We start from the raw sequence: 19125 nt of genomic DNA, 5'->3' as shown, positions 1-19125 counted from the left end.
CCTCTTTTCACTGACTTTGTGAACAGATGCACAAACCCCTACATGACTTATAGATGTTCAATCTGCCGCACAATCATGACAAAGCGTTTTCGATTGTTTAACATTTAATTTACACAGTGTGCTTCCTGCTGTCAACCGACAAAAGGGACCGTTTTGAGCCATCTGCGAAGACAATGCGCTTCATTGAACACATAGGGGCTGCAAATCTTATCCACCCTTCTACAGAGGCTTGTTTTCAAGAAGAAACGGCTGCATCCACTTTGGTACGGCAAAGTAAATTTTTTACACAATATATTAAAAAAATCAATAATCATTCTTACCGGGGCAAAAAAGGCTGCCCGCGCAGTTGTCTGCTTGCGAACAGCCTTCGATGGCTTTGATCTGGTCTTTATTTGGGTCCGTTGTCGTTGCCGCTATCCGGATCGTCCGGAGGCGACAGATCTTCTGTTTCCTTGGATTGAATGCGAACCTTCACACCACCGATGTTATCAATGATTGGCTCCCCGTGAGGTTCTTCAGAGGTGCCTTCGGATGGAGTTCCTGTACCTGTTCCATCGATCGAGCCCGTCTCGATCAGACGCTTGATTTGATCAAGCTCCAGCGTTTCCACTTCCAGCAGAGTTGATGCAATGAGATGCATCTCTTTGCTTTTCTCCGTAAGCAGCGCTTTGGCACGATCGTAGCAGGATTGAATAAAGCTCTGCATTTCCTGGTCAATTTCATAGGCGATGGCATCGGAATAATTCTGTTCATGTCCGATATCACGACCCAGGAATACCTGACCCTGCGAGCTGCCGAACTGCATCGGTCCAAGCTTGTCGCTCATCCCGTATTCCATAATCATGGCACGAACAATGCTGGTCGCTTGTTTGAAGTCACTGTAAGCGCCTGTGCCGATTTCGCCAATGAACAGCTCTTCGGCAACACGTCCTCCAAGGAGTCCCGTTACTTTATCGAGCAGCTCCTTCTTGGTTGACAGCATGCGGTCGCCTTCCTTAGGAAGCATGATAACATAACCGCCTGCTTTACCGCGCGGGATGATGGTAACTTTATGCACCACATCCGCATGCTCCAGGAAGTAACCGGCAATGGTATGCCCGGCTTCGTGATAAGCGACTATCCGTTTCTCGCGGTCACTGATGACGCGGCTGCGTTTCTCAGTTCCGACCAGCACGCGGTCAATCGCTTCGTCCACCTCAGTCATCGCAATATCCTTCTTGTTGCGTCTGGCCGCAAGAAGCGCCGCTTCATTGAGCAGGTTCTCCAAATCCGCGCCTGTAAAGCCTGTTGTCCGCTTCGCGATGATGTCAAGCTTCACATCCTTGGTCAGCGGTTTATTGCGTGAATGTACTTTGAGCACCGCTTCACGTCCCTTAACATCCGGACGGTCAACGGTAATTTGACGGTCAAACCGGCCTGGACGAAGAAGCGCCGGGTCAAGAATATCCGGACGGTTGGTAGCCGCCACGATGATGATGCCTTCATTGGCGCCGAATCCATCCATCTCAACGAGCAATTGGTTGAGCGTTTGCTCACGTTCGTCATGCCCGCCGCCAAGACCCGCACCACGCTGACGCCCTACGGCGTCAATTTCATCGATGAAGATGATACAAGGCGCGTTTTTCTTCGCATTTTCAAACAGGTCACGCACACGCGACGCGCCGACACCGACGAACATTTCGACGAAATCGGAACCCGATATACTGAAGAACGGTACGCCGGCTTCCCCTGCAACGGCACGGGCCAGCAACGTTTTACCTGTACCCGGAGGTCCTACAAGGAGAACCCCTTTAGGAATACGCGCTCCGACCGCCGCGAATTTACGGGGATCCTTCAGGAATTCCACAACTTCCACAAGCTCCTGCTTCTCTTCGTCCGCGCCTGCCACGTCCTCGAACGTGACGCGCTTCTTCTCTTCGTTATATAAGCGCGCTTTGCTTTTGCCAAAGTTCATCACTTTGCCGCCGCCGCCCTGCGCTTGATTGATAAGGAAGAAGAACAAGATGAAAATGATCACGAATGGGATGATCGATGTTAAGAACGTCAGCCAGATGCTAGGGCCTTCGGTTGGTTTGACATCGATTTCGAATCCATTCTTGGCCTGTGCGTCATAGATTTCCTTGACTGCAAATTCCTCTACATTGGAGTGGGCATAAAATTGGTCCGACTCCGCGCCAGCTGGTTTTGTCTTATATTTACCTGTAACCAAATAGGAATAGCCGTCAAATTGAAGATCGACGCTGGCGACATTGTTATCGTTCAACGCTTGTCTCAATTGGTCGTATCGAATTTCGACGGTGGTATCGTTCTGGCTGCTGATAAATTGGAATATCCCGACAGTCACCAAAAAAATAATCAAATAAAATCCAGTGTTCCGGATGATCCGATTCATCCCCTACCTCCTCTCAAGACGTTCCAAATATTTTACCACAGCATGATTTCCGTCACAAACCAGAGTAGGTCGTGGGAGGGACATGATTGCTGGTGAATCGTACCACTTCGAGCCGCTTCCTGACAACAGGGTCAATCCACAAGCTTTACTTCTCATATATTTCCGGCTTGAGAATGCCGATAAGCGGCAGATTACGGTATTTCTCCGCATAATCAAGCCCGTAGCCGACCACGAATGCATCCGGCAGGACAAAGCCTTTATAATCAGCCTCCAGTTCCACCTTGCGGCCGGTCGGCTTGTCAAAAAGCGCAACGAGTGTGACTGATTTGGCATTGCGCCTTTCCAGTACATCGATTAAATAGCTGAGTGTCAATCCGCTGTCAATGATATCTTCAACGATCACAATGTCGCGTCCCTGAACAGGTGAATCGAGATCCTTGATGATTTTGACAACACCGGAGGTTTTGGTGGACTGTCCATAGCTGGAAACCGCCATAAAATCGATTTCGAGCGGAATATCAATCGTTTTGACCAAATCAGACATAAAGATAAATGCACCTTTCAAAACGCAAATGACAAGTGGATTGCGTCCTTCGAACTCCCGGCTGATGATAGCTCCGAGCTCACTTACTTTCTGCTGAATCTGGTCGGCGTCATACAATACTTCTTGAATGTCATTCAGCAATGCCGGGACCTCCTACTTTTTCACCTATACTTATGAATGGATCAGTGCAACTTATTCAAGACCCTACCATTCGTCTCTAAATCACCCTGATGCGCAGGATCCGCTTGGTTTGCCCTGTAACCTGAGCAAACCGCGAACGTCTTACGCCCGGGATCCAGAGGATGCAATCTTCGGCATCGACAAGCAGCGGCAGCTTATTGCGCTGCGAAGGTGCGATTCGGTCGTCAACGAACATATCTTGTACTTTTTTGGTGCCGTTTAAACCAAGCACCTGCATTCGGTCTCCCGGGCGCCGGTTGCGGACTGTCAACGGCCAATGAATCAGGTCGGCATCGAACCATGATTCCCGCCGGTCAACGGGCTTATCTTCGCCTGGAGGAAGCATCATATCCAGCCTGAGCTGAGCATGCGCAAGAGGCATTTCCAGCAGCTCCATGCTTTCCGTGACCATATAAGAGTATTCGGCCTCTGCTTGTTTGCCGCCCGACGTCCAATCTGCCCGGATAAAATGCAAGCTCTCGTATTCGCGTACGAACTTCACGCCACTTCCCGCATCATAGCTCCAGGTCGTCGATGCACGGTTCGAGACCGCTTGTCGAATAGTCTCAACGCTGTCGAATGAGATGGTCGCAGTTTCCATTCCAACATGGTTTAATATTAGTTTAATCAATCTCCTTTGTAAAGCGACATGCAACTCTAGCAGCGCTTTGCGGGTCATTTGGCATCCTTCACGGCCTATCATGATGCAGCGTTTAAAAGCCGCTTGTGTCTCCCGTTCCATCCAGTCGTCTTCACTTGCCGCAAGTTCGGAAAGCCGAACGAGCGCATCCGATAACTGTGGATTAAATTGTGCCAAATAAGGCAGCGCATCGAGGCGGATGGCGTTGCGGACGTAGGTCCTTTTCCCGTTGCTGCTGTCTTGGCTGTACGCGAGTCCCCATTGATTGCAATAGTGGAGGATGTCTGCCTTGTATGTACGCAAAAGAGGCCGAATAAGTTCCACGTTTTTTTCGGAACGCTTGATCGGGATGCCCGCAAGGCCGCCGGGGCTCGTCCCCCGGAGAATACGCATGAGCACGGTCTCCGCCTGATCATCGGCATGATGGGCCAGCGCGATACGTGATGCGCCATGCTTGCGGGCGACCTCATGGAGAAAGGCGTACCGCCGCTTGCGTGAAGCCGCCTGTGAATTCATCTTTGTTTCTTCTATATAAGCCGGCATATCGATATAGACGGATTCACACTGCAGGCCGAGCTCGGCGGCAAATTTTTTCACCGATTGCTCCTCCTGGTCGGATTCCCCGCCGCGGAACCCATGGTTCACATGCGCGGCAATCAAGGTCAAACCTTCCGAGGGGGCAAGCCGGTGAAGCATGTGCAGCAGAGCTGTTGAGTCAGGTCCGCCAGACACGGCCACGATGATGGTCTCTCCAGGGAGCCACAGCTGCTCGCTTGAAGCAAGCTCTGACATCTCGGCGAGCAACTCGTTCATACCTACCACCTCCATAGCGTTTGCAGCCGCGTTATCTTTCATCCCTTATACGTTAAAGACCGAGCTTTATTTACGATCCTGTCCGCAAAAGCCAATATATCGTTGTGGCGAGCACAGCCGCAGATGCAACGAACAATCCTTTGATCCAGCGGGAAACCGGAGGGGACGAGCGTCCGCCGGGCCGGTGCATCCACTGCTGCCAAGCAGCCGCGGCTTCGCGGGCGTTCTTGAATTCTCCGCCCATCGCTTTGCGCAGCCATCCGCAAAGCGGCTTGAGCACCGGATTCGCGTAAGCCAGCCGCAGCAGCTCTTCGGGAACGCGGTTCTGCGGCAGCATGGAAGCAGTGAGCTGGGCCAGCCGTTTGCTTTCGTACAATTGCAGACAAAGAACAGCGAACGAAAACAGATCATACCCCGCATCCGCGCTGCGCGTTCCCGCATTCCAATAACCGCGGTCGTAGATTTCGGTGAACTGCCTGACCCCTTTGCCGAAGGCGGTAACTCCGCCATAATCGACGAGCTCGACACGGCCGTAATCAGCCACGAGCACATTCTCCACCTTCAGATCGCCAAAGGCCCAGCCCGCTTCATGCAGCTGAGCCAGTTTGCCGAGAAGGCTGTACAGTGTCACCGGAAACCATTCCGCTCCCTGCTTCGACAAATAATCGGCCAATGTTACGCCGCGGACATAGCGCATCACATAAAACGGATATTCCTTGCCGTTAGCCGTGCGCAAGTCATCAACATCGACAAGATAGGACTCTGCCTTTGAGCTGCGCCTTTGCTCCGCGATGGACTGCAGCACATTAACCTCGGATTGCAGGTCCACTGCATCCGCGCCAATCTTGAGCGCATACCAGTTGCGCTGGCTCTCGACAAGAAAAACCTTGCCGTTGGCGCCCTCACCCAACAGCCGTTCCACGCGGTAGCTTCCCTGCTTCCATTTGCCCTTGATAATTGTTCCCCGGGACAAACTCCATTCAAACGACGTAGTCACTCATCATCCCGTCCGTTTCATCATTGTTCCTATTACCATAATCGGATTTTCGGTAAAAATCAATGACATGCAGCAAAGCGGGACCTGTAGGTGTCGTTCCGCGCATCTGCAGCCGGGGGAACAAAGACGCGGCCCCGCTGACATTGCCGGTCCAGTCCAGATCAAGCTTGCAATCCTCGCCATAGGCTGATCCCGGAAAATGAAATACCGCGATTTCGCTGCTTCCCTGACGGGCTTGAAGACTGAGCGAAAGATCGCGAATCGCATCCTCAACCGCCGCAAGCTTCGGCTTCATGCTCGCGCTTGCGTCAATAAGCAGCGCTACACGCAGCTTGCTGGTCTCGCTGAGCTCATCGATAACATGCACCACTTCGCCGCGTTTTTCCGGCGGCAGCGATTCAATCGAAGACGAGCCGAGAACCTGCTTCAGTTCACGTTGAACGGCATGCTGGATTGTCTGCACTACGGTCTTGCGTGTAAGCATCTGAACCGTTTGCGACAGCTGCCTCGTCTGTGCCAATCGGCTAAGCCCTCCGCCTGCGCGCGCAATCTCCTCGATTTCAGAGGTCCCGAACTCACCCAGATCCCCTTCATCCACTACACCCACAACATTGACTGTGACCCCCTGCGCATATGCCTGTGCAGCTGCCACAACCGGACTTATGCCTACATTCGAGCATCCATCGGTAATTAATAGAATCTGCTTCATTTCTCACAAACCTCCACAAACTTCAGAATCTACTGATAGCAAACGTTTGAGTATCTCTATCAGCGTTCCCAGTTTTAAGAGGCTTTAACCCTATGTAATCGTATGTCCTGCTTGGACATTAACCATTTTGCGCCGCTTGCGAATCGATAGAAATCGCCATAGCAAAAAAGCCCGCCCTCCGGCAGGCTTCATCATACTATAGCATTCTCTAGCTCACCGTCCTTGGACGCTCGACCTTGGACAGACCCGGCCAGCGGAAGGTTGCCCACTCGGGCTGATGCTTGTCTACTCTGGCGACGACGACTGTCATGTCGTCCATGATCTCGCCTTTATGATAACGCACGACCGTTTCCAGGAGCGAGTCGGCGATTTCCTGCGGATTGTCTGAGGCGATTTCCTGAATAACCCGCTTCATCCACAATTCTTTATTGACCGCATGGCCCGGAGCATCGTAGATGCCATCGGTCATCATTATGAGGGTATCGCCCGCCATCAGCTGCACCCGGATCAAATCGACATCGATTTCCTGCAAAATGCCCACGGGCAGATTGTTTGCGGATATCGGAATAACTTCGCTGCCGCGCTTGATGAAGCTTGGCGTCGAGCCAATCTTCATGAAGGTCGTCTTTGCGGTATACATATCAATAAGGGCCACGTCCACAGTGGCGAAAATTTCCTCGGACGACCTAAGCAGCAGAACCGAATTAACCGACTTGATGGCCAGCTTCTCATCCATGCCGGACTGCAGGAGCTGCTGCAGGATGGTCAGGGCGGTGCTGCTCTCCAGCTTCGCCCGCTCCCCGTTGCCCATCCCATCGCTGATGGCGACGGCGAATTTTCCGTTACCCAGCTCCACTGTGCTGAAGCTGTCCCCGGATAATAAATCTCCTCCTTTGGCGACGCCGGCTATACCGGTCTCCACCTCGAACGCTTTGGCCGTGCCGAACACAACCAGCGCCGGTTCGCTGCTCTTCTCGGGATAGCGCTCCGAGATCACGGCGATCGGCTCACCCAGAATATCCGAAAGCAGCGGGGCGATGATCTTGCGGCATTCATCATAGCCCCTGGCAAAGGTATGGTAAACTTCAATTTCGACATTCCCCTCCTCCAAATTAACGACATCAATGCCATGTATGGATAAACCGAGCCCTTCCAGCGCTTCTCGGATCTGTTCTTCCTGTAAATGCAGTTGTTGGCCTTCCCGCTTGATCTCATGCGCCAGATCTTCCATGATCTGCGACACACCGGATAGCTGCTCGGCGACGAGCTGCCTTGAGTCGCTGAGCTGCTTTCTCCACATTTGATCATGCTTGTACATTTCATATTGCTGCTGCATAACACTCAGTACCTGTGGCGAACGTATACAATGATTGCTCCATTCCTTAGGTATATCCTTGGGTCCGACCTTCCTCCCTTCTTCAACAGCCGTCATCATTCCGGTCATTACCCTGTACGTATCATAGAATCTCCCCTCCCAGCATAATTCCTTGCGGTGACAGGAAGCGCATGTTTTCTCCGCAGCCGCATTCATAAAGTGGCCGACAGTCTCCTCACGCTTCACACTCTCATCAACAAGGTTGACCTGTCCGAAGCTTCGCGACAGTTGCTTGAACACTTCAGAGAACTGCGTGACGCGCTGAGCCGTCACATCGCGCACCCGCCTGGCATATTCGTGCTGTGATTTGACATGCTCCTGTGTCCCCGGCACATATTTGGCAATGGTGCGCATAATGGAACGGGGCGTAACCAGAAACAATGCGGCAGCGATGACCGATTCCCAGGTGGAGGCCAATACATCCTGCTGATTTCCTATATAAATAGAGAGAATACATGATCCGAGCAGCATGCCGAAGGCGACTGCCATTCTCCCGCCCTCCCGCAGCAGCCCCGCGAGTAATCCCGCAAAAGCGAGCAAACTCATCTGCACGATGGCATTCAAGTCCGCGAGACTCAAAATCAATCCGGCTATCACGCCCACGGATGCGCCAAGCGGCGCCCCGCCTACCAGGGCAAAGAGCAGCAGCATGTAACGGGACATCATATGTTCAACAGACAGACCGTATACCGCCCAGCCGACGGCACCTGTCATCACGGAAGCAAGCAGTATCATCAGACATATAATTTCTTCGTTCTTCAGCGATGAGGTCTTCCTCGTCATCGTCAGAACAGGTATGGCTTGTACAAACACCAGCGTCAGCACAAAGGCCAGCGCAGCCTCTACTCCCACCATCATCAGCTGATACCAGCCAAGCGTATCGACAATGACGACGCTGAACAGCCTTACAATAAGGGTGGAGATGAAGACAAGGAGCGGGGCGTAGGATAATTCCGCCCGTTCGTAAGCTTCAAGCCCTCTCATCAACAGATAGACAACAGCCAGCTCCATGGCAATCCACATCGGTTCCGGCGAAATGGCGAAGCAGCTGCCAAGAACAATGGAAAACCCTACTGAGAGATAAGAATCCCTTCTTAGAAAATAAACAACCGTGAAGTAAGCAACCGCAAAGGGGGTAAGCGACTCAAGAATCACCGCGCGACCGAGAAGAAAACCAACGACCATCAGAACAAATGCCCATTTCTTCGAGGAGATCATCGCTCCCAGCCTGCGTATAAAGGAACCATTCACTCCCTTTTGAATCGCCGTCTGTATAATGCTCGTCCGTTTAACATTTGGAAACAACACGACATTTTGCTTGTCTCTCATTTCAAGGACACCACCCATTCCCGATTTGTGTGTTCTCAGTATAGGAGCATGTCCATATAAAAGTTTGTCATAAAGCGTTGTCACTCTCAAAGTTTTTTCCGACAAAAATGCGTGAATTGGAAACGACGCGCGCGCTGAGCGCGGTTGCACGGATTACGCGGCATTGGACGTGCAGCACGCGCCGCCGGCGACCCACCGTTCAACAAAAAACATTGTCTGACGGGAAGCCTCAATCAGTGAAACGCCGTCCGAACCTGTCGGGAATAGATGAGAAGAAGGGAAAAGTTTTTTTGAAAAAGAGGCATATTCTTCAAATTCGCGGATTTAAACCGGAAGAATTGGGGTAATCGGGTGATGAATCGGCAATAGCAGAACCGCCTTCATAGCTTGACGCAGTTTCTAGGTTCAGAAAAGATTACATATATGACAAACTTCTGGCGCAATATGCGTAAAGAGGGCTGTAACCATTACAATCTCTGGAAAGCCAAAAAAGGCAGAACCTGTAAAGGTTCTGCCTGCAAAGAGTCATATACAATTAAACGCGCTTCGCTCCGCGTCCGCCGCGTTTGGATTCCGTATTCTTCTTGATTGAAGAAATGCGTTCCTCGCTATCCTTAAGAAAGCGCGATACTTTATCCTCGAAGGTTGGTTTGCCAAAGGAAGGTTTACCGCCTGCTGCTTTATTGAAAGGACGTCCGCCGCCTCCTCCACCGCCTCCAGTACGATTGAAGCCGCCTCCGCCGCCTCCGCCAGGACGACTAAAACCGCCTCCGCCGCCTGCGCTTCCGCCACCACCTGTACGGTTGAATCCTCCGCCAGGGCTGGCACTGCGTTCGCGTTGAGGTGGAACAGAACCCTCAGGACGGTCGATTGCCTGTTTTATCGAAAGTCCGATTTTCCCGTCTTTATCTACATTAATGACCTTAACTGTTACAACATCTTCCAGTTTAAGATGGTCTTTAACATCCTTGACGTAATTATCGGCAATCTCTGAGATGTGAACGAGTCCCGTGACACCTCCCGACAAATCGACGAATGCCCCGAAATGCGTAATACCTGTCACTTTGCCCTCTAACTTGGCGCCCACTTCAATTGCCATAGGTAAAAATGTTCCTCCCTAACCGTTATGTGAAGCTGTTAGCTTCTGATGGCCTTACAACCAACAATAAATGCTGCTACTAAGGTGATTATAACCGAACGAGAGGTGCAAGGCAACAGACGTGTACCCGATTTCAGGCCGAATCAATCCTCAATGACCTGTATCTGCTGCTCGCCTTTTTTTACCATACCCTGTTCTTTCGTAGCCAATTGACCAATGTATTCTTTATCATTCAGTTTGGCGACTTCTTGCTTGAGATCATTGATCTGAGTGTTCGCCGTATCGATCATCTGCTTTGTCTCGGCGAGCTTGAGCTCGGACTGACCTTGCCGCTCCAACTGGGATATAAACGTATAGGATGCCCAGCCCAAGAATAAAGCAATGACGATAAACCATAGTTTCAGCCGACGTTTCGTTCCTGTGTATGAAGGTGTAGGAGTAGTCCCGGTAGCCGTCATCATCAATTCGTTGACCTCCACTCATAACATTATCTATTCATCACTGTCCTTCTTCTTCCAGTTTTTCACTCGCTGCCAAACCCCTGCCGCCTTGCCAGCCGCGGACTTCCAGCGTTCGGCAACCCGCCACCGGGCCATTAGCGGAACCCACCAGCCAACCACCCATCGCGAGAACGGTTTGGTGATCGGGCTCATCATCCAGCGAACCAGAATCCAGAGTGGACGGGTTAATTGTATCACAATTTTCAAGAGGAACAAAGCAAGCGCAATCAAAAAGGAAATAATCAGCTTGCACAGCCGGTAGATTAACTGTAAAGGACGTACGACAATATATATAAACATCTTGACTATGATTTGAATCAGAGTACGGACGGCACGGATAAAAAAATGTACGAGCTTCACCACTATTTTGCTGAAAAGCCAGTAATAGCTGGCGATTCCGAGCAGGAGCCCGAGAAAGACATATGCCCGCACCTCGCCCTCATTGCTTGCCGAGAGGACCTGGAAAACCACAATCGTCGCGGTAATCCAATATAGCAAATCAAGCACCGGAACCCATAATCGTCCGATCCGCAGCTCGTCCGACACAACACGGTACCCGTCAAAAACAATGCCCATTCCAATCCCGGACAGCAGCATCGTCGCCATCGTCCACCACTGTACGCTGAGACTCACTTAAATATCTTCCCGAACAAGCTTTTGGATTTGGCTGCGGTATTCCCGTCCAGATAAGTCAGCGAATGGACGAGCCCCTCAATGGCAACAAGACCCTGCTCCAGGCTCAGATGCTTCATATGTAGGTTCTGCCCGCGAATGGCCAGGAAGCCAAGCTCCGTTTCCAGCAGAAACTCTTCAACATCGAAGCTTTCCACATTCATGACACCCGTAATTTCGAGTATTTTACGATTAAGCATTTTGATTTCCTGACGTTTTTGCCCTTTTCCTTGATCAATCATCGCCTCGTCCCCTCCTTTAAGACTAGCCTATGGGGGTGGGACAGGTTTTAGAACAATTCATCCTTCTACCGTTCTGCCGGAAAAAGGAAAAGCTGCATGCCGGTACGGGAGCCGCAGCAGATAAAGGCGTATTCGCTTGCTTCTAAAAAAAAAAGACGGCCCCACCGAATACCCCGGTTAAGGCCGTCATTTCCTTTATTGCCATTCCATTTTGTTCTCCGCTTGGCGCGATTCTTCCTTCAACAAAGTGTATAAGCCGCTCGCCTCATCCTTTCTGGTCGTCTCCGCAAGCCGCTCAATGCGCACGGTGACAACTTTCTGGCCGAATTGAATCATGAGCTCGTCGCCGGCTTTGACGGTGCTGCTCGCTTTGGCTTCCCGGCCGTTGATCCAGACGCGCCCTTGATCGGACACATCCTTGGCGACAGTGCGCCGCTTGATCAGCCGGGAGACTTTGAGAAACTTGTCAAGACGCATGAACTACTTGATAGCTTCTTTTAATTTATTGCCGGCTTTGAATGCAGGAACTTTGGATTCCGCGATAGTGATGGGATTGCCCGTTTGCGGGTTGCGGCCCGTACGGCCTGAGCGCTTGCGGGTTTCGAATGTGCCGAAACCGATCAATTGCACTTTCTCGCCGCCTGCCAGCGCATCGGTTACTTCTCCCATAAAACCATTGAGAACCGACTCGACATCACGCTTGGTAAGCCCGCTTTTAGCTGCAATGCTGTTGATAAGATCTGTTTTGTTCATGAACATAGCCTCCTAAATTTTTAATTATCATAGCAGATAGTCACTATACTTCTACTTTGAGTTTACTTGCCCGCTTGTACCTATTCTGCTTGATTCTAAATAAATCCTGCCCATTTGTAAATTTTTTTTGCAATTTCTGGCGACTGGAGACGAATTTCCGATGAACCTTTAGCCGGGTTGGAAGAACGGCCCTCTCATCTTCAGCAGTCTATCAGCTTCAAGCCTTCCCTAGGATAAGCGGGCATCCTTATTCTGTCCCCGGGCTTATCGCAAGGAAGAGCATCCGGCGTCAATCGCGCTTTCAGGGGAGCAGCTTGGCTTCCTCCCAATACCGGTCCATCTCTATTAAATCAGTTTGGTCAAAGGTTCGTCCACTTATACGAAGCTGCTCTTCAATATATGAAAATCGTTTCTTGAACTTCCGGTTCGTCCGGGCAAGCGCTTCTTCGGGATCAGCATGGATGAACCGGGAAGCATTCACCACGGCAAACAACAGATCGCCCAGCTCATCGGCCTGCTCTTCCGGATTCCCGGCTGCTATGGCCTCCCGCAGCTCACCCAGTTCCTCTTCGATCTTGCCGAGCACCGGCTGAATATCATCCCAGTCAAAGCCGACCTTGGCCGCTTTCTTCTGAAGCTTATAAGCCTTCATAAGCCCGGGCAAATCCGGCGGAATCCCGTCCAGCTGCGACAGTTCCCCGGAATTTATGCCTTTGCGCCGTTTCTCCTCCGCTTTCATCTGCTCCCAATTCTGCAGGGCTTCCCCGGAATCATTGGCAACCTGGTCGCCAAAAACATGCGGATGGCGAAACAGCAGCTTCTCATTGAGGGACTCGATGACATCGTAGACGGAGAAGGAGCCAACCTCCTCTTCCATCTGGCTGTGCAGCATAACCTGAAGGATCACATCGCCGAATTCCTCGCGCATTCCGTCCGGATCGTCCGCATCCAGCGCTTCGATCGCTTCGTAGGTTTCCTCGATGAAGTTTTTGCGGATGGAGGTATGCGTCTGCTCCCGGTCCCAAGGGCAGCCTTCAGGGCTGCGGAGGATCCCCACAATCTCGTGCAGCCTTTCAAAGGATCGGTTGCGCAGCTTGTCATCGGTGGAGCGCGGCACATAGACAAGGGACAAATTCCCAAATCCCGGAGTCCGGTCCAGCTCATAGAGCGGGATCGTCAATATCTGTTCTTCGCCCGCGATTCCGAGCGCGTGACCGACAATGACGGGATAGTCGTCGGGCAGCTGCTCCATCAAGCTTAATTTCACATCCGAAGCCGTAAATTCATCATAGACCTGACCGATCAAGGTGTGCAGCTCCGGCCGCAGCTGTGACGGCTTTAGTTCCGCTGCATCCAGCAGCACGAAGCCTTCGATGGGATCGAAGCCAAGCCGGGTGAAGGCCTGATCGAGGAAGCTCTCTCCGCCCAGAATAACCAGCTCGATCCCCTCCTGTGGACAGCGTTCGCGCAGCAGCTGCACGGTACGTTCCGCTACCATCGGGTGCCCGGGAACGGCGTAAATCAGCTCAGACGCGGCTGGCAGCGATTTGGCCTGCCCGATCAGCGCCTCCGTAATAGCGGCATAGACATCAGGGAAGGAATCAAGCTGTTCATACAGGCTGTCAAACGACGTATAGGTTAAATCATTGTCGCCGAAGATCTTCATCATCGGATGCTTCTCCGTCCGTACAAAGCGGCGCTCCGCCTTCTGGAGCCTGCGCCAGACGCCGAGCGTCAGCTGGTCGGCATCGCCAGACCCCAGCCCGACAACGGTAATGGTTGGTTGCATGAATGAACCCTCCTTTGCTTAATAAGTGGTAGGCAGGTAGGTCTTTTCTTGTAAGGCTGCCAAGCGCGCATGAGCTGCTCTTGGAGAGCTGATAGCGTACGTGCGTTGGGGGCTGTACCCGAGTGAGGCTGATCAAGGCCGAGATCATGTACGGCAAGCCGGGTTATACATGCCTGGCGGGCTATATCCGAGTGAGGCTGATCAAGGCCGAGTTCATGTACGGCAAGCCGGATGGTACATGCCTGGCGGGCTATACCCGAGTGAGGCTGATCAAGGCCGAGTTCATGTACGGCAAGCCGGATGGTACGTGCCTGGCGGGCTGTACCCGAGTGAGGCTGATCAAGGCCGAGATCATGTACGGCAAGCCGGATGGTACATGCCTGGCGGGCTATACCCGAGTGAGGCTGATCAAGGCCGAGTTCATGTACGGCAAGCCGGATGGTACGTGCCTGGCGGGCTGTACCCGAGTGAGGCTGATCAAGGCCGAGATCATGTACGGCAAGCTGGATGGTACGTGCCAAGCGGGCTATACATGAGGCATTCTGCCTCGTGCTACTCGGCTGGAGGAAGCAGCCGCCAGCGGATCAGGCGGGCGGCCAGACTTGGGCCGCCCGGCAGTGCGCGCAGCTCGGCCGCGGTTATGCCGCCGAAGCGGAGCGCGGCGGCGGCAAACAGCGCGCCGCCGATGGCTGTGCCGCCGAGCGCCAGCACGGCGGCGGCCGCTCTGGGCGGCAGCGCCAGCCCGAGCAGCGGCGCTCCGCAGCGCTCGGCCAGGACCAGCGCCGCGGCCATTACCGCGAGCGCTAGCAGGGTGCCCGCGGCACGGCGAGCGGGCACTCCCGCGCCCGTGGCGCGGCGGACAGCGCCCGCGCTCAGCAGGGCGGCCGCCATGAGCGCGGCGATGCCCGCGCAGGCCGCGCCGGCGATGCCAAGCGCCGGCACGAGCAGAGCATTGAGCGCCGCCTTGAGCACGGCGGCCGCCAGCATGAACAGCGCAGGGGCGCGGGCGCTCCCCAGCCCCTGCAGCGCGGCTGCCGCGATCGCGGCGACCGTGCCCTCGAGCGCTGTGCAGCCCACAAGGGCAAAGGTACGCGTGCCGGCGGCGTCCGCGTACAGCATGACATTGATGGGCTCGGCCAGCAGCACGAGCCCGACCGCCGCCGCGCCGCCCACCGCCCACGCGGCGCGCATCACCAGGGCCGACTGCCGTTTCACGCCGGCCAGGTCGCCCTGAAGCCGCGCAGTCGCAAGCGCCGGAACAAGCGCGGCGCCCATCGCGCCTGCCACCATCACAACCAGCTGCACAAGCGGCTGGCCGCGGCTGTACAGGCCGAACTGCGCCATAGCCGCCACCGGGTCTCCGCCCGCAGCGCCCAATAGGCGCGGGACCGTGAACGCATCGACTACGCTGAGCGCGGGAACAGCCAGTGCGCCGAGCGTAACAGGTACCGCAAGGCCAGCGAGTCTGCGCATCAGCGGCAATATTACACCGCTATCCGGAGGCTTCAGTGCCTGCCCGGAAGGTGTCATTCCACCGCTAACAGGACTCGTAATCGCAGCTTCAGCACGGATAATTGCCCGGTCACGCAGCCAATACCCGGCCATGACCATAAGGCCTGCGGCGCCGCCGAAAGCGGAGCCCGCCGTTGCTCCGGCAGCCAATGATCCGTCGTTCCAACCCAAGTGCCATCCGATGGCCAGCAGCGCAAGCATGGCGCCTACACGGACGGTCTGTTCGGACAGCTGGGAAACAGCCGAGGGCAGCATGTTCCCAAGTCCTTGATAATACCCGCGAAGCGCAGCCGTAACAGGCCCAACCCACAGCGCCAGCGAAACGGCGCGAACAGCGGAAACGGTATCCGGATCGCCGATCCATCCCGCAATGTGACGGGCCCCCAGCCACATGAGCGCAAAACCGGCAGCTCCGCTGAGGCTGAGCAGCATCACGCTCGCCCTCAGCACAAGCCGCGCGCCGTCCCGGTCACCGCCGGTCATCCGCTCCGCAACAAGCAGTGATACGGCAACGGGGAAGCCCGCCGTAACCATGACAAGCAGCAGCTGATACAAGGGATATACCGCATTGTAAATGCCGAATACCCGATCCCCCGCGATATTTTGCAGCGGAATCTTCTGCAGGGTTCCGAGCGCCTTGCTGATCAGCATCGCGGCTCCCATCAATGCCGCTCCCCCGAGCATCTGCGGCCCGCGGGAGCGGCGGACGCCCATTTCAGGCGGGAGACCGTCCTCCTGCCCGCCGCTGTATGTATCCCCGTCAGGGGTCAAAACCTTATCCTCATCCATCAATCCGGACCTGCCGCTGCCGGCAAGCCCGGAAGCACTGGCCTTATGTCGTTTCACTTGTTCCAAGCCCGGCACCTGCCTGTCTGTACTCCTCCCCTCATTATACCCGAAAGCATCCCAATGTGAATGGCGCTCCTTATCGGCTTCTTAACCTCCACATGAGCAGAGGCTGATTCCGGCGGCACACAACCCCAAAACAAAAAACAAGCTGCTGCCAGTGTTTTAACGTCACTGTGCAGGCAGCTTGCCCTTTATTGCTCCATTTGTTTGGCCAGGAATCCGGCGGCTGTTTCGGCCATTTTGGTTTCCATCTGCGCCATCTTGACGTTTTCATCCTTGCTGAGCAGCACAACCGTACCAATGGGGTCTCCGCCCGCTACAATCGGCGCCGCTACAAACGAGCTGAAAGCTTCACCGAGATCCTTGACTACTTCATACGAGCCGCTGCCGGTCTCAACCACCGTTTTGCGGTTCTCCATGCAGGACTCCAGAATGGATCCGATTTGCTTCTCCATATATTCCTTCTTCGATGTCCCCGCTACGGCTATAATATTGTCACGATCCGTAATCAGCGTAATGTGGCTCGTGCTTTCCGAGAGGGATTCGGCGTATTCCTTGGCGAATTCACCAAGCTCCCCGATCGGGGAGTATTTCTTCAAAATCACTTCCCCATCGCGGTCAACGAATATTTCAAGCGGATCGCCCTCGCGTATACGCAGCGTACGGCGGATTTCCTTAGGAATGACGACCCGGCCCAAATCGTCAATTCGACGAACAATTCCAGTTGCTTTCATGTTCTGGTTGCCCCACTTTCATTGAAGGTTTTGAATTCGACTGGATACCTGATGCTTGTCTATTGCACAAGAGGAGAGAACTTGTAATAAAGGTGCTTTTCGAATCTGACCATAGTATTCATCCGCTCCCATATTCTTATGCACGTGGTAAACGATCACAGTCTTTAAAATATCCGCAGGCCGGGGAACCCCTCAATAAAATGCTGACTCAGCATCAAACGACGGCCCGAAATCGAGCCGCCGCCGCACACATTATATAGCGTTTTGCTGCTTCCACAGGTGATGAAATCAATGCTTGAGAAGCTGGGCAATTTCCCGCTTCAGAGCCAGAAATTCGGGATGCTCGCGCACTTCCGGCGATCGCCGGGCAGGAAGCTTCACCTCATAGGTCTTCAATATTCGCCCGGGTCCGGCACCCATAACCACAATACGCTGGGACAAGAATATCGCTTCATCGATGTCATGAGTAATGAACAAAACCGTTGTTTTTTCCCTCTCCCATACCTCAAGCAGCATTTCCTGCATTTCCAGCTTCGTTTGGGCATCAAGCGCGCCGAACGGCTCATCCATCAACAGCACCTTCGGCCGGTTGGCCAAAGCTCTGGCGATTGCGACCCGCTGCTTCATCCCGCCGGAGAGCTGCTTGGGATAGGCTTTACGGAATTCCTCCAGCCGGGTCACCTTCAACCAATAGCTGCTGATCGCACGGCGGTCCATAGTTGCCACTCCCTTAAGCTTCGGACCGTATTCAATGTTCTCCTGCACGGTCAGCCATGGGAACAGGGTGTAGCCCTGGAACACCATGCCCCTGTCGGCTCCCGGACCAATCACTTCGCCGCCATCGACGGTGACTGTGCCCTCCGTCAGCTCATCTAGGCCTGCGACAATGCGCAGCAGGGTTGATTTTCCGCAGCCCGAGGGGCCAAGTATTGTCACGAATTCATTGCTTCCAACCGTCAAATCTATTCCCTTAAGCGCCTCGAACCGGCCTGTTTTTGTTTCATACACCTTCTGCAGCCCGCTTATGACAATTTCACCGATGGCCGGCACAACCGCTGGACCGCGACCAGCTGACCCGCTGCCGCCCGCTTCCTCAAGGCTGCCTTCCTTCTGCTTCCGAATCGCCGCTTCCACACTCCCACTCCTCTCCTGCTTCCAAGCTTTCCTTTAAGGATGTAGCAAAATCCTCCGTTTATGCCCATGGATATAATCTGCGGTTTAAGAAAGCAAAAATCCGGTCGCTGATCAGACCAAGCAGCCCGATAACGATAATCCCCACAAAAATCTGATCCGTATTCAGGAACCGCTGCGCCTTCATGATGGCAAAACCGAGGCCGCTGTTCACCGCCACCAGCTCCGCGACGACCAGATAGGTCCACGCCCAGCCCAGAACCAGACGGAGCGTGTTCATCAGCTGCGGCTGTATAGCCGGGATCAAGACGGTTTCGATCGCTTTCCAGCGCCCCGCCCCTAAAGTGAAGGAGGCCTGCAGCAGATCATGGGAGACGCGGCGCGTGTTGTCCGCCACCATAAGCACAAGCTGGAAGAAGCAGCCGATAAAAATCAGCAGGATCTTGGCCCATTCGCCGATACCCGCCCAAACCATAATTAGCGGAATGAAAGCGACTGCCGGCATATAGCGGATAAATTCCATTGGAGGCTCGACGAATGCTTCCCCGAATTTGAAGGTTCCCGCGAAGATACCAATCGGGATCCCGATGATACAGGCGAGCACGAAGCCCGAGGTAACCCGGAACAAGCTTATGCCAATATGATGCCAGTAAGTAGCGGTCCCCAGCTGATGAATCAGCTCCAGCAGCACCTCATGCGGCTTGGGCAGAAAGACCGGATTCACCGCTTCGGTATAACTGAGCAGGGACCAGACGAGCAGCAGCAGTGCGAATGAAGCTCCTGCTGTAAACGCGAACGGCCTGCCGCCGATATCTTTGAAGATTTGCAATCTATGGGGTCTGAGTCGTTTTTTTGTCTTCATTGA

The 19125-nt window shown here is 53.8% G+C and carries 18 protein-coding genes; 1 reads left to right on the top strand and 17 read right to left on the bottom strand.

What is annotated here, in order from left to right; genetic code table 11:
* Positions 1-388: 388 nt before the first annotated feature.
* The 13 genes from ftsH to yabN all read right to left on the bottom strand — a co-directional run bounded on the left by ftsH (position 389) and on the right by yabN (position 14034).
* Positions 389-2392 (bottom strand): ATP-dependent zinc metalloprotease FtsH, encoded by a 2004-nt coding sequence (ftsH, locus tag AC0YNV_RS37405; protein ID WP_210046384.1) that lies wholly within the window; start codon positions 2390-2392, stop codon positions 389-391.
* A gap of 145 nt (positions 2393-2537) precedes the next feature.
* On the bottom strand, positions 2538-3077 hold the full coding sequence (hpt, locus tag AC0YNV_RS37400; protein ID WP_210046383.1) for a hypoxanthine phosphoribosyltransferase: 540 nt from the start codon (positions 3075-3077) through the stop codon (positions 2538-2540).
* A gap of 76 nt (positions 3078-3153) precedes the next feature.
* Positions 3154-4569 carry a tRNA lysidine(34) synthetase TilS gene (gene tilS, locus AC0YNV_RS37395; RefSeq protein ID WP_475772603.1) on the bottom strand — a complete coding sequence of 472 codons (1416 nt, stop codon included), beginning with the start codon at positions 4567-4569 and terminating at the stop codon, positions 3154-3156.
* Between the two features lie 70 nt (positions 4570-4639).
* Complete coding sequence (locus tag AC0YNV_RS37390) at positions 4640-5566, bottom strand: serine/threonine protein kinase (protein WP_210046381.1); 927 nt, start codon at positions 5564-5566, stop codon at positions 4640-4642.
* Positions 5550-6275: a vWA domain-containing protein gene (locus AC0YNV_RS37385; protein WP_210046380.1), complete on the bottom strand. Its 726-nt coding sequence runs from the start codon at positions 6273-6275 to the stop codon at positions 5550-5552. Before AC0YNV_RS37385 ends, AC0YNV_RS37390 begins: the two co-directional genes overlap by 17 nt.
* 208 nt (positions 6276-6483) lie before the next feature.
* Positions 6484-8979: a stage II sporulation protein E gene (gene spoIIE / locus AC0YNV_RS37380; protein WP_475772602.1), complete on the bottom strand. Its 2496-nt coding sequence runs from the start codon at positions 8977-8979 to the stop codon at positions 6484-6486.
* A gap of 535 nt (positions 8980-9514) precedes the next feature.
* Positions 9515-10078, bottom strand: a complete 564-nt coding sequence (locus tag AC0YNV_RS37375; RefSeq protein ID WP_475772601.1) for a S1 domain-containing RNA-binding protein — start codon at positions 10076-10078, stop codon at positions 9515-9517.
* A gap of 143 nt (positions 10079-10221) precedes the next feature.
* A complete protein-coding gene (locus tag AC0YNV_RS37370) occupies positions 10222-10539 on the bottom strand; it encodes an FtsB family cell division protein (RefSeq protein WP_475772623.1) in 318 nt (105 codons plus the stop codon).
* Positions 10540-10569: 30 nt separating this feature from the next.
* Complete coding sequence (gene yabQ / locus AC0YNV_RS37365; protein ID WP_475772600.1) at positions 10570-11211, bottom strand: spore cortex biosynthesis protein YabQ; 642 nt, start codon at positions 11209-11211, stop codon at positions 10570-10572.
* Positions 11208-11492 (bottom strand): sporulation protein YabP, encoded by a 285-nt coding sequence (yabP, locus tag AC0YNV_RS37360; RefSeq protein ID WP_210046375.1) that lies wholly within the window; start codon positions 11490-11492, stop codon positions 11208-11210. Before yabP ends, yabQ begins: the two co-directional genes overlap by 4 nt.
* 195 nt (positions 11493-11687) lie before the next feature.
* Positions 11688-11969 carry an RNA-binding S4 domain-containing protein gene (locus AC0YNV_RS37355; RefSeq protein ID WP_475772599.1) on the bottom strand — a complete coding sequence of 94 codons (282 nt, stop codon included), beginning with the start codon at positions 11967-11969 and terminating at the stop codon, positions 11688-11690.
* A 3-nt stretch (positions 11970-11972) separates the two neighbouring features.
* Complete coding sequence (locus AC0YNV_RS37350) at positions 11973-12245, bottom strand: HU family DNA-binding protein (RefSeq protein WP_210046373.1); 273 nt, start codon at positions 12243-12245, stop codon at positions 11973-11975.
* A 301-nt stretch (positions 12246-12546) separates the two neighbouring features.
* Positions 12547-14034, bottom strand: a complete 1488-nt coding sequence (gene yabN, locus AC0YNV_RS37345) for a bifunctional methyltransferase/pyrophosphohydrolase YabN (RefSeq protein ID WP_475772598.1) — start codon at positions 14032-14034, stop codon at positions 12547-12549.
* A 122-nt stretch (positions 14035-14156) separates the two neighbouring features.
* Here yabN and AC0YNV_RS37340 point away from each other — a divergent pair, with 122 nt between their 5' ends.
* Positions 14157-14570: a hypothetical protein gene (locus AC0YNV_RS37340; protein ID WP_475772597.1), complete on the top strand. Its 414-nt coding sequence runs from the start codon at positions 14157-14159 to the stop codon at positions 14568-14570.
* A gap of 16 nt (positions 14571-14586) precedes the next feature.
* On the opposite strand, the gene AC0YNV_RS37335 is transcribed toward AC0YNV_RS37340, so the two are convergent.
* The 4 genes from AC0YNV_RS37335 to AC0YNV_RS37320 all read right to left on the bottom strand — a co-directional run bounded on the left by AC0YNV_RS37335 (position 14587) and on the right by AC0YNV_RS37320 (position 19122).
* On the bottom strand, positions 14587-16392 hold the full coding sequence (locus tag AC0YNV_RS37335) for an oligosaccharide flippase family protein (RefSeq protein WP_475772622.1): 1806 nt from the start codon (positions 16390-16392) through the stop codon (positions 14587-14589).
* A gap of 194 nt (positions 16393-16586) precedes the next feature.
* Entirely contained in the window at positions 16587-17129 is a 543-nt protein-coding gene (gene spoVT, locus AC0YNV_RS37330) for a stage V sporulation protein T (RefSeq protein WP_475772596.1), read from the bottom strand.
* Between the two features lie 288 nt (positions 17130-17417).
* On the bottom strand, positions 17418-18179 hold the full coding sequence (locus AC0YNV_RS37325; RefSeq protein ID WP_475772621.1) for an ABC transporter ATP-binding protein: 762 nt from the start codon (positions 18177-18179) through the stop codon (positions 17418-17420).
* Positions 18180-18321: 142 nt separating this feature from the next.
* The gene (locus AC0YNV_RS37320; protein ID WP_210046369.1) at positions 18322-19122 is read right to left on the bottom strand and encodes an ABC transporter permease; all 801 of its coding nucleotides are present in this window, start codon (positions 19120-19122) and stop codon (positions 18322-18324) included.
* Positions 19123-19125 lie beyond the last annotated feature (3 nt).

It is taken from the genome of Paenibacillus sp. JT31N11 (assembly GCF_056269285.1).
Note: the sequence above shows the minus strand (reverse complement) of the source record. Positions and strands in the feature narration are given on the sequence as shown.

What these genes read in the sequence shown, in the direction of transcription:
- ftsH (WP_210046384.1), bottom strand. Translation starts at nt 2,392, where the DNA reads ATGAATCGGATCATCCGGAACACTGGATTTTATTTGATTATTTTTTTG.
- tilS (WP_475772603.1), bottom strand. Translation starts at nt 4,569, where the DNA reads ATGAACGAGTTGCTCGCCGAGATGTCAGAGCTTGCTTCAAGCGAGCAG.
- AC0YNV_RS37385 (WP_210046380.1), bottom strand. Translation starts at nt 6,275, where the DNA reads ATGAAGCAGATTCTATTAATTACCGATGGATGCTCGAATGTAGGCATA.
- spoIIE (WP_475772602.1), bottom strand. Translation starts at nt 8,979, where the DNA reads ATGAGAGACAAGCAAAATGTCGTGTTGTTTCCAAATGTTAAACGGACG.
- AC0YNV_RS37375 (WP_475772601.1), bottom strand. Translation starts at nt 10,078, where the DNA reads ATGGCAATTGAAGTGGGCGCCAAGTTAGAGGGCAAAGTGACAGGTATT.
- AC0YNV_RS37370 (WP_475772623.1), bottom strand. Translation starts at nt 10,539, where the DNA reads ATGATGACGGCTACCGGGACTACTCCTACACCTTCATACACAGGAACG.
- yabP (WP_210046375.1), bottom strand. Translation starts at nt 11,492, where the DNA reads ATGATTGATCAAGGAAAAGGGCAAAAACGTCAGGAAATCAAAATGCTT.
- AC0YNV_RS37355 (WP_475772599.1), bottom strand. Translation starts at nt 11,969, where the DNA reads ATGCGTCTTGACAAGTTTCTCAAAGTCTCCCGGCTGATCAAGCGGCGC.
- AC0YNV_RS37350 (WP_210046373.1), bottom strand. Translation starts at nt 12,245, where the DNA reads ATGAACAAAACAGATCTTATCAACAGCATTGCAGCTAAAAGCGGGCTT.
- yabN (WP_475772598.1), bottom strand. Translation starts at nt 14,034, where the DNA reads ATGCAACCAACCATTACCGTTGTCGGGCTGGGGTCTGGCGATGCCGAC.
- spoVT (WP_475772596.1), bottom strand. Translation starts at nt 17,129, where the DNA reads ATGAAAGCAACTGGAATTGTTCGTCGAATTGACGATTTGGGCCGGGTC.
- AC0YNV_RS37320 (WP_210046369.1), bottom strand. Translation starts at nt 19,122, where the DNA reads ATGAAGACAAAAAAACGACTCAGACCCCATAGATTGCAAATCTTCAAA.